The 13,817-nt window shown below is 53.6% G+C and carries 10 protein-coding genes; 3 read left to right on the top strand and 7 right to left on the bottom strand.

Annotated features, from left to right (window positions below; all coding sequences use genetic code 11):
* Nucleotides 1-30: 30 nt before the first annotated feature.
* Nucleotides 31-2,769, bottom strand: a complete 2,739-nt coding sequence (locus VH413_10800; protein ID HEX3799179.1) for a hypothetical protein — start codon at nucleotides 2,767-2,769, stop codon at nucleotides 31-33.
* Between the two features lie 220 nt (nucleotides 2,770-2,989).
* Here VH413_10800 and VH413_10795 point away from each other — a divergent pair, with 220 nt between their 5' ends.
* Genes VH413_10795 through VH413_10785 form a run of 3 tightly spaced genes read left to right on the top strand, consistent with a single transcriptional unit; the run spans nucleotide 2,990 to nucleotide 5,822 of the window.
* Nucleotides 2,990-4,003 carry a class I SAM-dependent methyltransferase gene (locus tag VH413_10795; GenBank protein ID HEX3799178.1) on the top strand — a complete coding sequence of 338 codons (1,014 nt, stop codon included), beginning with the start codon at nucleotides 2,990-2,992 and terminating at the stop codon, nucleotides 4,001-4,003.
* The gene (locus VH413_10790) at nucleotides 4,003-4,908 is read left to right on the top strand and encodes a glycosyltransferase family 2 protein (protein HEX3799177.1); all 906 of its coding nucleotides are present in this window, start codon (nucleotides 4,003-4,005) and stop codon (nucleotides 4,906-4,908) included. Before VH413_10795 ends, VH413_10790 begins: the two co-directional genes overlap by 1 nt.
* A 5-nt stretch (nucleotides 4,909-4,913) precedes the next feature.
* Entirely contained in the window at nucleotides 4,914-5,822 is a 909-nt protein-coding gene (locus VH413_10785) for a glycosyltransferase family 2 protein (protein ID HEX3799176.1), read from the top strand.
* 6 nt (nucleotides 5,823-5,828) lie between these two features.
* Here VH413_10785 and VH413_10780 read toward each other — a convergent pair whose 3' ends face one another.
* The 6 genes from VH413_10780 to rfbG form a co-directional block, all read right to left on the bottom strand.
* Nucleotides 5,829-8,801, bottom strand: a complete 2,973-nt coding sequence (locus VH413_10780; protein HEX3799175.1) for a LamG-like jellyroll fold domain-containing protein — start codon at nucleotides 8,799-8,801, stop codon at nucleotides 5,829-5,831.
* Nucleotides 8,802-9,173: 372 nt separating this feature from the next.
* Nucleotides 9,174-10,016, bottom strand: coding sequence for a prepilin-type N-terminal cleavage/methylation domain-containing protein (locus VH413_10775; GenBank protein ID HEX3799174.1), 843 nt, complete (start codon nucleotides 10,014-10,016; stop codon nucleotides 9,174-9,176).
* Between the two features lie 44 nt (nucleotides 10,017-10,060).
* On the bottom strand, nucleotides 10,061-10,954 hold the full coding sequence (locus tag VH413_10770; protein ID HEX3799173.1) for an NAD(P)-dependent oxidoreductase: 894 nt from the start codon (nucleotides 10,952-10,954) through the stop codon (nucleotides 10,061-10,063).
* Entirely contained in the window at nucleotides 10,951-11,487 is a 537-nt protein-coding gene (rfbC, locus tag VH413_10765) for a dTDP-4-dehydrorhamnose 3,5-epimerase (GenBank protein ID HEX3799172.1), read from the bottom strand. Before rfbC ends, VH413_10770 begins: the two co-directional genes overlap by 4 nt.
* Before the next feature lies 1 nt (nucleotide 11,488).
* Nucleotides 11,489-12,718 carry a class I SAM-dependent methyltransferase gene (locus VH413_10760; GenBank protein ID HEX3799171.1) on the bottom strand — a complete coding sequence of 410 codons (1,230 nt, stop codon included), beginning with the start codon at nucleotides 12,716-12,718 and terminating at the stop codon, nucleotides 11,489-11,491.
* Nucleotide 12,719: 1 nt separating this feature from the next.
* A complete protein-coding gene (rfbG, locus tag VH413_10755) occupies nucleotides 12,720-13,817 on the bottom strand; it encodes a CDP-glucose 4,6-dehydratase (GenBank protein HEX3799170.1) in 1,098 nt (365 codons plus the stop codon).

Below are 13,817 nucleotides of genomic sequence, written 5' to 3'. Positions count from 1 at the left end.
AAGTTCAACGAATCTTAACACCGCTCTCGATCACCAAGTCTCCTTCCCTTCATCCTCCTTCCGGCATGCCACCCACGCCGTCAACCCAATTCCCATCGCAATCGCAATCAAACTCACGTACAGTGTCCCAATCGGCGATTCAAAATGCAGAACAATCTTATGATGCCCGGGCTTCAACTGAATCCCGCGCATGATGTAATCGCAGCGTAATAACTCCGCCGGCTGGCCATCCACTTCCACTTTCCATTTTGGATTATAACGCTCGCTCAATAAAAGAATCGCCGGCGTTTGCACCTCCGCCGTGAGTTCGATACGTTTGGAACGATAATTCGGATCAATCGTTACCGTGCCCGGCTCGCGAAACGTATCCGTCGGAACCGGCGGCGGCACTTCCGCATCCGACACAATCACCACGCGATGCGGATCAAAATTCGCACTGGCAATCGTTTTGAGAACCTCATCGTCGTTCGTGTTGATCTGCCAGTTGGAAAAAAGTTTTGCACGCGGCAAGGCTCCGGTAAATTCGATCACCCCCAGTTCGCTGTTGGGAACATTCGTCGCGGTGTAATCGCTATACGCCGAACCGTCGTGGCCGGGCTTGAGCGCGAGATTAAAATTTGCCGGCTCGCCGTTGGTTAATTTGGCCAGGTGAAACCGGTGTTGCAACGGGTCGAATTTTTGATTGAGCGCAGTGACAAAATCCGGCCCGCCGTCACCGACGAGATACCGCGTGTTGGTCAGTTCCCACGTCCGCACGATATTGGCCGGGTCCGTCCACGGCAGCGCCTGGAGAAATTTATATTTATCCACCGAGACCCGTGGCTCCATGACCACTTGCAGCGATTGGATATTATAATACGGAAAAAGTTGCTGTGACCATTCCAGCGCGTAAACCTGGCGAAAAATTTTCATCTGTTCGCTGAAGGAACCGAATGGAAGAATATCCACGCGATGCTCGTACGGCCGGTCGCGAAAGAGATCAATGATGGGATTGGTCGCGTACTTATCGGCGATATTCCAATATAAAACCCACGGCGCATCCGCCCGCCCCAGATCAAAAACAAGCAACGCTCCCAATGCCCAACCGAGCCATCGCGCGCGAGTGCCGGTAAATCTTCCGCTGACAATCGCCGCGAACAACGCGGTTCCTAAAATGAGCAGCAAAATAAACCATCCCACTGCCTGCAAACTGAACTCGGCATCGCGCACCGCAATCGTCGGATCAATGCCCACGCGCACCATATATTTAATCAAATCCGCCTGAACATTTTTCTGAGCATACAAAAACCATCCGCATCCACTGGCAATAATCGCGATGCCGCATCCCGCCAGAAAACGCCGGTCAAAAACCGCCGCCTTGGCCAAACCCTTTTTAAAAGATTCACGCGCTTCAGAACCGCGCTCAGCGTAGGCGCGGCTGACTTCAATCAATCCATGCGCGCCATACGCAAATAGAATGATCAGCACCCAACTGAAAACATGGAGGAACTTGGTCGGATTGCGAATCGTGGAAGCATACGGCAGCGCGTAAAAAAATTGATAGAACGGCGCGTAACGTCCAAACGCCAGCGGAATGCAAATCACGGCCACTCCAAACCAAAACCAAACCATTCGCCTCTGCAACCGCGTAAACACTGACCGTTCCCCGCGAAAAGATTGCAACGCCGCCCAAATTGCGATTAGCACTACGAGCACACCCGCATAATAGCCTGTTCCCGAAATACGCCAGTTTGCGCTTTGCGTCAGGGTTTCCTTCGCCTGCCCCCGCACTTGTGGATTGGGATCGTTGAGTTGTTTTTCGGCTTCCTCCAACTGCGGACTTGATCCAATCGTCCCCCAATAGTTGTCGCCCTGCGGCGAGTCCATGCGATAACCAAAAATTCCCGGCACGATGATTTGCAAAGCCTCAGCCTTGGGCAAACTCCATTGCGTCGCGAACTGCCAGCGTCGTTCCGGCGTCTGCATGTCACGCTCCGCCGCCACGACGCCCTTCAACTGCGTGCCCACCAGCGTGGTCAATGCGTGCGCCGAAATAAATGCCGCGAACAATGCCACGATCGCAACTCGCCCAAATCCTCCAATAGCATTGCGCGATGAAATTTTTTCGCGCAGAAAAATTTCGCGATAAACAATGAATGCCGCCACGAACAAACTGAATATCGCCCCAATGTCATACGCCTCCATGATCCCGATACCCACCGCGAAACCCGCCAGCACCGTCCGTTGCCATCGTCCACGAGTGCCCTCTTCCGCCAGCAAACCGAGCGCTACATAGTTCGCCCCAAAGCCCACGATTTGCGACGCGACGCCCCAAGTGCACGTCGAGAAAAAATCGGAATTCAACGCCGCTGCCAATCCACCCAGCACACACGCCAACGGAGCCAATTTGAATTTGCGAAAACAAAAACACGCCGCGATGCCCACGATGAACAAAGCCGCCGGCGGCAAAATGCGACCATAAACATACGGCCCCAAAAAGCGCATGAACGTCGTCACCGTCGGCGATGGGCTCAACCCTTCGCTGCCAAGCCAGTTAAGGTCCATCCAAAGCCCCTTGAGAATCGCCGGCATCGAGTTTTGCTCCGCCACCATCGCGCCGAGCGGCCCGTCGTTCGAAAAATGGATGTAGGCCGAATCGAAACTTTTCCAAAACAAGACCGACAAGCAAACAATGATCAGCAGTGCCGCCCACAAGAACACGTGTTTAGGCCCGGGATCGGGAGCAGCGGCGGGCCGGTGGGAGACGCGGGGCTTGGTCTCAGCTTTCATCTGGGTTGCTTTTTATGACCCGATCGTTACAATACAATGGATGCTAAAATATCCATTGGCCGGGCGTTTTCAAACGCATTATTTTGGGGTTGTAGGAACGCGCATCCGCCCCTAGCCTCGCCTCCCATGTTCCAACCGGCTTCAAATATCCGCGCGGCCTTTGCGCGCGAAGTTGACCCGCAACGGCATTTTGAAAATGCCGGTTCGCCCGATTAATTTCATGCAAGCCGGCCAAAATCAAATCCGAACCGCGGCGCGTCCCCACTGCCTGCTCTGCGGTTCCCTCGGCAAAGAACTTTATCATGACCTCGGCGATCCCTACTTCGGCACCCCGGGACTTTGGAGCCACAAAAAATGTCCGCAAACGAATTGCGGATTGGTCTGGCTTGACCCCGCGCCCATCGAGGCCGATTTGCATCTCGCCTACCAAACCTATTTCACGCACGGCGCTGAAGATGGCCAGCCCACGTTTGCCGCAAAACTTCGCAGCGCCCTTTATTCGCTCTATCAAGGCTTGCAAAGCATCCCGGCCGCGTTGACCGGATTGGGCGCTGCGAAAAAGCGCATGACCCTCATGTTCCTCGACGATCTGAAACCGGGGAAAGTTTTGGACGTTGGCTGTGGCGATGGAAAATTTCTCCATCGCATGCGGCAACTCGGCTGGTCCGTCGCCGGTGTGGATTTCGATGCCAAAGCCGTGGCCAATGCGAAAAGCATTTACGGCTTGGATTTGCATCGCGGCGACCTCGCCAGCGCAAAATTTCCCGACAACTCCTTCGACGCCGTCACCATGAGCCATGTGATCGAGCACGTGCCCGATCCGCTGGCCTTATTCACCGAAGCGCGCCGCATCCTGAAACCCGGCGGACGTTTGGTCGTGACCACGCCGAACAACGGAAGTTTCGGCCACGAGAAATTCAAAGGCTACTGGTTTGGAATAGACCCACCACGCCACCTCAACATCTATTCGCTCCTGACCCTGGCCGAATGCGCGCGCCGGACAAATCTCAAGGTCGTCAACACCCTGAGCACCGCCGCCAATGCCGATATTTTCATCGGCGGCAGCTTTTCCATTCGCGATTCCGCCGATCATCGCACCGACGCCCACCCGCGCCCCAATCCCGCGCGCATTCTCAAAACCATCGCGCTCCAATACCGCGAAAACTCCCGACTGCGCACCCAACCCGACTGCGGCGAAGAAGCGGTGCTGATTTGCGCGAAAGAAGGCAACTGATGGAACTCGCCGCGCCTAAACCAAATCGGGTTTGCGCAATCATTGTCAGTTACCATCCTCAATTATCCCTGGCTGAAAACGTGGAACGCTTGCGTCCGCAGGTCGCGGAAATTGTCATTGTTGACAATGGCTCCGCGCCAAAATGCGAAATCCTCCTCACACAACTCGAAAAAATTCCCGGCGTAAAAGTGATACGCAATGGTAAAAATCTCGGCATCGCGACCGCTTTGAATATAGGCATCCGCTACGCCGAGGCTGCCGGTTACGAATGGGTCGCCACGTTCGATCAGGACAGCACCGCCACGCCCGATTTAATTCAAAGCATGTTTGTCGCCTACGAATCGTGTCCATTTAAAGCTGACGTGGCTCTTATTTCACCCGTTCATTGCGTTTCCGAGCGGGAATGGGAACGCAAAAAATCCGGTCGCGCGAGCGGAAGTTTCTCGCATATTCTCGCCGCCATGACGTCGGGCAGCCTCATAAAAGCCAGCGCGTTTCTCAAAACTGGTTTGTATGACGAGGCGATGTTTATTGATTACGTTGATTTCGATTTCTGCCTGCGCCTCTGGCAGCAGGGTTATAAATTGATTCGTTCCTGCCGCTCCGGCTTGCTCCATCACCTCGGCTCACTGGAAGCCTATTCATTCCTGGGTTTTCCCATTACCATCACCTCTCATAACGCGGTGCGCCGCTATTACATTATGCGCAACCGCGTGATAATGTATCGGCGTTACGCCGTCGCATTTCCGTTTTGGGTGATAAAAGATTTTTTATGGCTGTGCCTGGACCTGACCAAGATCATAGTTTTCGAGCACGACAAATCCGCCAAGCTTCGCCATGCCTTCAAGGGCTTGCGTCACGGCCTGGCGGGCATCACCGGCCCTCTGCCGGTCAATGACATTTGAACCCCATGGATGCCGCTCAAAACAAACCGCCAGTCGGAGTCGTGATCGTGAATCACAATTTGAAAGATTCGCTTCGCGCCACGCTCGAGTCATTCAAAAAAATAAATTATCCCTCCGTCACCATCGTCGTCTCGGACAATGCCTCCACGGACGGCGCGCAGGAAATGGTGCGCACGCTTTTTCCCGATGTCCACCTGCTCGCGCACGAGGAAGAACAAGGTTACGCCCGCGCCGCCAGCCTGGGCATGGCTTTTCTCGTGGACAAAACCAAATACATTTTCAGCACAACGAATGACGTGACAGTGGATCCCGAGATTTTCAATGTCTTGGTGGACTATGCCGAAAAAAATCCCCAAGCCGGCGTATTGGGAACCAAGATTTATTTTTACGATCGCCCCACCGTTCTATGGCATGCCGGCGGAGTCATCAATCCGCTTCACGGACACACCCGCCATTTAGGCTGGGAACGCGAAGACAATGCGCGCTACGACCGAGTCCGCGAATGTGATTACGTCACCGGCTGCGGATATCTCCTGCGCTGCGAAGTTCTCAAAAAAATCGGCTTCTTCAAGGAAGACCTCGTGTTCTATTCTGAAGACGCGGAGTTGTGCTACCGTTTTCGCGAGGCTGGCTACAAAGTGCTATATATCCCGGCGGCGAAGATGTGGCACAAAACGGGAACTACCCTCGCAAAAAATCGCCCGGTGCAACTCCATTACAGCACGCGCAACCAGTTATATCTGCTCCAGCGCCACAAGGTCGGATACTATCCTTTCACCATCTGGATTCACATCCTGGTCGTTTCACCCATCAAGATGGCGCTTTTCGCAATTTTATTTCGCTGGAAAAATTCCGTGGGCATTTACCGCGGCATCCGGGATTGGTGGCGCGGCAAATACGGTTGGATTAGATAGCTGCCGTTACGGATGGTGCAGGCGGTAAAACATGCGGCCCGCGGACGTCGAGTTGGTCACACTCACGGTGCCCGAATTGGTGTTCAGCCCGGAAACTATCACCCAATTTGTGGATGCCAAATTGGTATTGCTTTCAAGATTATAACCATTGAGCACTGCTGACCACGAAAGCACCAACTTGCCATTCGCCTGAGCGGCGGCTGAAAGATTTAATAACGGATTGCTGACGGAAAATGTTCCACCCTGGTAGCTGATGGGCAAACTCGTGGCATTTGCGTCGGCGGTATCCAGCAAGACCGGTTGATTGGTGAATGAAAAGGTCGTGTTCCCACCGGCATTAGGCATGGCCATGAAGTTGAGTTTGGTTACCTCCTGCACTCCGGGGGGAAAAGTAGCCAGGAATGGAAGCTCAAGAGCGATTCCAATGACCCCATTCGTCGCGCGAGTCGTATTCACCAAAAGAGTTGCGCTCGCCGCGCCGCTGCCTGCGGTGGCGCTGGTAAAGCTAAGCGTCGTTGGATCGAAGGCGATGCTATAACCAATGGCATCCTCATTGCCCTGTGAATTCAACTGCACTGAAATCTGGCATGATTGCCCCGCCGAAACGGTACTCGTGCTCGCGGACAAAATGCGCGCCCCCGATGGCACGGGATTCGTAACCGCCGCACTTTTTGTGGGGCCTCCACCTTGCGACATCGAATCTGCACCAGTAACGTATCGCAAAGTTTGCACCCAATCCGCCACGGTCAGCAATCCATTGCCCAGGGACGATCTCGGTGCCGTGTCCGCCCTTTGAAATTCATTGTTGTTGGTGGGAAAATCCAGGCCTGCCACAAATCGTCCGACTTGTTGCCAATCCGCAATCGCGAATATGGAATCTCCATTTGTCCGGGGCGCGAGATCACCCTCAAAACCAAGAGTCGGAATAATCACTGTTGCATTGCTATAGGTAGCCGGAATGCTTATACCCTGGCTGTCTGCAATTTGCCGCGGAGCGGGTGCGTCACCAAAACTGATGGCCGTCGAAACGGTGTTCGTCCGGGCGGAGGCGTTAAACAGGATGCGCGCGACCTGTTGGGTCCCCGGCGAAAGCGTATTGGTACCTGGTAATAAAATAAAAATACCCACGCGACCGCTGGGAAGTTGGTTCGTGATGGCCAGAATAGAACCCGAAATATCGTTACTGCCGAGCATTGCTCCGGTGTAAGTCAGTAAATTGGTAGCGTAACTCACACTGAATTGAAGCGAATTCTCATTTCCTCCCGCGAGAATATTGATGGGGACAACTGCCGAACCGCCGTCCACAGTAGTCGAAATAATTTGAACGACTGGACTTACCGAGAGAACAGCATTACTACTTAACACCTGTCCCAGAGAATTGCTTACCTGTACCGAATAGGAAATTCCCGCAGTCGGTTGTACATTTGTTACCGTCAGCGAAGAATTGGTCGCCCCGATGATGGTCGTTTGGTTTGACATCCATTGATAACTTAAATCGGACGCCCCGATCGCTCCCACCGTAAACGTAGCACTGCCTCCGATAGCAACCGTTTGGCTGATCGGCTGTATGGCGATGCTGGGTGAAAACGGACTATAACATTTGCCACCCCGGCCGGCATTAAAGATGTTCGTGATTTCAGTGGTGGAAAGCGCACGGTTATAAACCGTCAATTCGTCAATGATGCCATAAAATCCAGTGCCGTAATTGTCCCCTTCAGCGCCAATGGCTATGTTTGTCGTGAAAGTAAAGACGGACGAATAGGCTCCCACCGGAAATGGCTTGCCATCGTAATAGAAGACGACCGTCGTATTGGATTTCGTAACCGCGATATGATGGAACGCGCTCGTATCGGTAAAGCCAACGAATCCATCTATATTATTAACCCCTGCCCTGGTAAGTAATAGCCGACCGTCGTTCCAAACGCCAAAACCCCAGCCGCCGGTCCCATACGAAATGATGGAAGCATTGGGCGTCACCAACGAACTTGCGGTAGAGCTAAATCTCTTGACCCAGGCCTCAACGGTAAAATTCTGTAATTGCAGATTCACCGGATTGCCCAACTGAACGGCTGAATTGCTTCCGTTGCAAAGAAAGCCATTTCCTACTTCCGCATTGGTAAAAGCCATGCCATTAGTCAAAAAACCGTTCGCGCCGCCAAAATTATCCATGCCATTGCTTTCTCCCGGCCACCAACTGATGACATTGGAAGTCGCCGCCATACACGGAGGAGGCGGCAGGACGGTCAAAACGGCGGTATCACTCAAAGCCGGGTTTCCGGTGTTGGCGACTACTACCGAATATTTTCCCGCCTGCGCAAGCTGCACATTCGTCAAAACCAAAATAGAGTTTGTCGCACCTATTATGTTCGTATCATTGAAATACCATTGATATATCAAAGGCTGGTTTCCCAGCGCCGAGACATTGAACGTCACCGTTTCTCCGGAAAGAACACTTTGGCTTTTGGGCTGAGTTGTAATGATTGGATCACCCGAATCACACTTTCCGACTGAACCGGCCACGTAAATCGCCTCTATCTCATCCGACGAAAGCGCGCGATTGTAAACCGAGAGTTCATCAATCGCGCCATAGAAAGGGCTGTCATGCGCAACGCCGCCCGCACCTATGGACACCGACGTTTCAAACGTGAAGGTGGCCGTAAAAGGCGGCGCCGTAAAAGCAACGCCATCGAGATAGGCAATGATGGTAGTTCCGGATTTCGTGATTGCTACGTGATGAAACTGGCTGGTGTCCGTCAGTCCAACGAAGAAATCCTGATTCCCCACAAAGGCCTTGGTTAGGAACAATCGCCCGTCATTCCACAAGCCAACACCATACCCATTCTGTCCCCAGGAAAAAATCACTCCATACGAGCCATTCAGCGATGCCTGCGCAGGATCATACCGCTGAATCCAGCCCTCAATAGTGAAGTCCTGCAATTCAAGATTGGTCGGACTGCCCAGGTCAACATAGCTATTCATGCCATCAAAAACGAATGTCTGCCCGACCTCGCCAGATCCAAACGTCACATCGCCTCCCAATGTGCCAGTATCGCCGCCGATTCGATCTGTCGCGTCACCTTCGGCCGACCACCAACTAACAATTCCGCTGGGTATGGGCGCGCAATTCTGCCCCCGCGAAACTTCTCCAGAAACCGCAAGCATTGTCAGCACCAAAAAAAGAACCGGAATTAATAAGCGGCGTCCGATTCGTCTCTCCAAAATACAAGTGATCATGAAATATTGATGATAAAATTATTTAGTCCCTTTAGACACAAAAAGGAGTATGGCGATGTTAGCGCATCAAGGATTTGCCGCAACCAGAATCAACCAGGCGTTAGCTTTATTGAGTCATCATGGCGGATCCGCGAAAGCTGCCTGCACCCGGCGCAAGTCCATGATGTCAGCCTGGTTCGCGGCGGTTTGCCCAATATTGATAAAAATTTTTGGATAACGCCATTTCCATAATTCACAATGGCCGTCCGCAAAAGAAAAATTGCCGCCTTGATTATGCCGATTTGCCGGAAGATTCACCCACGAATTATTCGGGCTGCGATAAGTAAAAAAATACCCATCGTCTATGCTGCCTTCACTCTCATCAAGAAATACAAACACCTGCGACGTATCCGGGCGGATCTGCTGAAACTTTGTGACCACGGCGGGAAGGTCGGCGGTGATCAGCCCATTCAGAAAAGCGCTCATCGCATAGCTGCGGATGCGTGCCACGCTCGTATTGGCGCCCGTAGCCGGATTAACCACCGTGGATAAATCTGAAGGACAATGATAAACCCCGATGTTGGGAGTATAGGGATATAGCGTGCCGCTTTGTAAATTGGTGATGACCGCGCTGGATTTCGCGTTTCCCAGTACCCATGTGCCCGGAGGTCCGCCCACGCCCAATGTCCCCGCCCCGGAAGACTTGTTCTCAGGCAAGGCGTCACTATTGTCAGTGATATAAAGAGTCCAGGCTACTTGTAACTGCTTTACGTTGTTAAGGCAGGTAATCTCTCGCCCTTTGCTTTTTGCCTGCGCCAATACCGGGAGTAACAAGCCCGCGAGAATAGCTATGATAGCAATAACTACCAGCAACTCTATAAGCGTGAACCCCCCATTCCCGATTTCTTTCTCGTGTGCGTTTCGTGTTCCAAGGCCTGAAAACATGTTCTTCCTTAATTCACTCCATACTGAATGAACCAAGATTTTTTTGCAAGTTCAAACGGGAAATTCCGTTATCAAACAAATCACTTTCGCGCTAACACGAGTGCTTTAAGTCCCCGTTCCAACCCAAACGCCGGACGCCACCCAAGCGCGTGCAGCTTGCTCGCATCCGCCACCACATAGCCGAGTGGATCCATCTCCGGCGGACCGAGTTCTTCGACCAGCGCGGGCTTATCGAGCAACTCGGCGATGCCTCGGGCGATTTCGCGCACGCTGATGCCGATGCCAGTTCCAAGATTGATCGGCCCGTGGAGCTTCTTTTCGACGACCGCCAGTAACGCCGTCGCGAGATCGTCTATGTAGATGTAATCCTTGGTGCTGCCGGGCGTTTTAAGGACGATTTTTTCCTTATGCGAAAGTTTGTGGATGATGGAGCTGCACAGGCGCGATGGATGTTCGCCCGGACCGTAAGGATAAAATACCCGCGCCCAGCAGAGCGAATCATTGTTCGCGGCGGCCTCGGCTTCGAGCGCGATTCGCAAATCATTTTTGCAGCGGGCATAAGTCGTCGCGGGCGCGAGCGGCGTAGTATCTTCGGAAAGCTTTTTGTGACTGATTTTGTATTCGATGCAGGTTCCAATACCGACAACGTGCCGGATGTTGCATTCGCGGGCGCGCCGGAGAAAATCCAAGCTGCTTTCGAGAAAACGAAAGTTTTCCGGCGACTCCAAGTAAACGCCTGGTGTCGTTATCCACGCCGAGTGAACGCAGGTATCCGCGTGAAAACTCGCGATGTCCCGCCACGGCGCATCGTCCAAAGTTCCGCGCAACCAGGTAAAGTTTTTATTCGCATCCAGGTCCGCGGGAATCGCGCGGCCCGGCGTGATCAGCCCCGCGATTTGATGCCCGCGCGCAATCGCCGCTCGCGCAAAATTCGAGCCAATGAATCCCGTGGCGCCAGTGAGCAGAATTTTCACGCGAGAGCCGAGAGCAGCGGGAGATTTTGGTCGCGCACGGAAAGCATCGGGTTCGCGACTGGCCATTTTATGTTCACCTGGGGATCGTTCCAGCGAAGGCCACGCGCGAATTCAAGCACGTAGAATTCAGACATCTGGTAAAAAACTTCGCAGCCATCCGCGAGGCATTGAAAGCCGTGCGCGAAACCGCCGGGCACATAAAGTGTGCGGCGATTTTCGCCGGTCAATTCGAATCCCTCCCATCTTCCAAACGTCGGGGAACCGCGGCGCACATCCACGAGCACGTCGAAAATCGCGCCGGCGCAGCAGCGGATCAATTTGATTTCCGGTTTGGGCTCAGCTTGAAAGTGCATGCCCCGCAGCATGCCGCGCGTATTCGTGCGGGTAAGGTTGCATTGCGGCCAGCGCGTGTTTAGGCCAAGCGCGGCGAATTCGTTTTCGCAATAAGTCCGCGCCAAAAAACCGCGTTCATCCTCGCGCAACTCCAACTCAATCAGCCAAAGACCTTCGAGGGTTGTGCGCGAAAATTTCATTTCACACGACCGTGACTTTCGGAATCGGAATGATGAACTTGCCGCCGCGTTCGCGATACGCCTTTTGCTGATCAAGAATTTCGTCCGCAAAATTCCACGTCAGCAGCAACGTATAATCCGGCTGCTGCTCCAAAAGCTTTTCCGGCGCAACGATGGGAATGTGCGTCCCCGGAGTCAGGCGGCCCTGCTTGTAAGTGCTGCGGTCGGCGGCGAAATCCAGAATCTGATGATCAAGTCCAAAAAAATTCAATAGTGTGCTACCTTTGGCCGACGCGCCATAAGCGGCGATGGTCTTTTTCTGCCGCTTCAAATCCGCCAGCAATTCACATAGAGACTTTTTTATCTCCAGCACTTTTTCGGTGAAACCCTCGTACCACGCGAGCGACGGCATACCCTTCTTGGTTTCTTCCGCGAGTAGTGCATTCAAAGACGCGCGAATCGGATGCGCTCCCGCATGGCACGCAAAAAGCCGCAGCGACCCGCCATGAATCGTCAAACGCTCGACATGAAAAATTGTGAGACCATGCCGTTCAAACAGCGGTTTCAACGCGATCGCGCTGAAATAAAAAACGTGCTCGTGATAAATCGTATCGAATTCCGTCTTCTCCACGAAATCCGCCGCGTAGGGAAATTCCAGGATGATCCGGCCCTTCGGTTTCAACGCCGCGGCAAGGCCGGCGACAAAATCGTTCGTGTCCGGCGCGTGCGCAAAAACATTATTGCCCAGAATCAAATCCGCCTGGCGTTGCGAAGCCGCAAGCTTGGCTGCGAGTTGTTTCGTAAAAAATTCGACGAGCGTTTCGATGCCTTTTTCGCGCGCGACCTTCGCGATGTTTTCGGCAGGTTCGATGCCCAGCGATGGCACGCCCGCCGCTTTGAAATATTGCAGAAAATAGCCGTCGTTGCTGGCGATTTCAGTGACGAGACTGTTCGCGCCCAAATCAAATTCCTTCACGTATCGCTCCGCCGCTTGCTTCGCATGGCGCAGCATTAAATCCGAAAAGGAGGAAAAATAAAGATACTCGGAAAACAGTTGCACCGGCGGCACGAGATCCACGATCTGCAACAGCCAGCAACTCTCGCACACCGCCAGCCGCAACGGAAAGCGCGGCTCGGGACGCGAGAGGTCTTCCGGGCGCAGCAAATTGTTCGCAAGCGGCTGGATGCCCAGATCGAGAATCAGTTTGCCGTGCGTGCTTTGGCAGGAGCGGCATTGAAAATGAAAACTCATGTTAATTCGCCCACGCGGATTTTTTGCGGCGCGCGGATTCGGTGTAAGCCTCGATCTGCGCCGCGCTGAATTGCAACATATCAGGATTTTTCGCCGCGTGACGCTGGCGATACCATTCGACCGACCGGTCCACGGCTTCTTTGAAATCCCAAGCTGGCGTCCATTGCAACAACGCGCTCGCTTTTTCAATCGAGAGTGTCAGTAGCGTGGCTTCGTGAACGCTATTCGGATTCGAGCCATCAATCCATTCGCCCGGCCACACCGACAAAACTTCCTCGACCAATTTGCGCACTGGCTGGCGCGCGGAATTTTCCGGGCCGAAATTAAACGCCGTCGCGAGCTTCGAGGATTTCCCCGCGCGCGTCAGCAAAGCGGCGAGCCACAAATAACCGCTGAGACATTCGAGAACGTGCTGCCACGGACGCACCGCCGAAGGATTACGAACAAGGATCGGTTTCTTCTCGATCAGCGAGCGGATGCAATCCGGCAGAATGCGATCGAGCGCGTAATCTCCGCCGCCGATGACATTGCCCGCGCGCGCGGTGACGACCGGCCCAAGCTTCGCGTTCGGCAAAAAGAACGAGCGATTCCACGATTGCGCGACAAGTTCGGTCGCCGCCTTGCTCATCGAATAAACATCATGTCCACCGAGCGGATCGTTTTCGCGATAGGCAAATTCCCATTCACGATTCTCGTAGCATTTGTCGCTGGTGATGACAATCACCGCGCAGGGCAATTCGCATTGGCGGACGGCTTCGAGAAGATTGGCCGTGCCGAGCGCGTTGGTCTGAAAGGTCGCCAGCGGCTCGGCATAGGAAAGGCGAACGATCGGTTGTGCCGCAAGATGAAAAATGACTTCAGGCTGGATTTTTTTGACGGCGGCGGCGAGCGATTCCAGGTTGCGAATGTCGCAGATGATTTCCCCGGCGAAGACGCTTGGCGAAATGATTTCGTGCAGGCTGGGCTGCGTCGGCGCAGGCAGGCTCAGGCCCCAGACTTCCGCGCCAAGCTGCTTGAGCCACAGGGAAAGCCAGCCGCCTTTGAAACCCGTGTGGCCGGTGACCAGAATGCGTTTGCCGTGGTAAAAGCCGTTAAACAT

It is taken from the genome of Verrucomicrobiia bacterium, assembly GCA_036268055.1.
Classification (GTDB): domain Bacteria; phylum Verrucomicrobiota; class Verrucomicrobiia; order Limisphaerales; family Pedosphaeraceae; genus DATAUW01.
The sequence above is the reverse complement of the archived record's forward strand: the minus strand, read 5'-3'. Positions and strand labels throughout refer to the sequence as shown.

Coding starts and splice junctions, on each gene's coding strand:
- VH413_10800 (HEX3799179.1), bottom strand. CDS start 2,769: ATGAAAGCTGAGACCAAGCCCCGCGTCTCCCACCGGCCCGCCGCTGCT.
- VH413_10795 (HEX3799178.1), top strand. CDS start 2,990: ATGCAAGCCGGCCAAAATCAAATCCGAACCGCGGCGCGTCCCCACTGC.
- VH413_10790 (HEX3799177.1), top strand. CDS start 4,003: ATGGAACTCGCCGCGCCTAAACCAAATCGGGTTTGCGCAATCATTGTC.
- VH413_10785 (HEX3799176.1), top strand. CDS start 4,914: ATGGATGCCGCTCAAAACAAACCGCCAGTCGGAGTCGTGATCGTGAAT.
- VH413_10780 (HEX3799175.1), bottom strand. CDS start 8,801: ATGAATAGCTATGTTGACCTGGGCAGTCCGACCAATCTTGAATTGCAG.
- rfbC (HEX3799172.1), bottom strand. CDS start 11,487: ATGAAATTTTCGCGCACAACCCTCGAAGGTCTTTGGCTGATTGAGTTG.
- VH413_10760 (HEX3799171.1), bottom strand. CDS start 12,718: ATGAGTTTTCATTTTCAATGCCGCTCCTGCCAAAGCACGCACGGCAAA.
- rfbG (HEX3799170.1), bottom strand. CDS start 13,817: ATGTTTAACGGCTTTTACCACGGCAAACGCATTCTGGTCACCGGCCAC.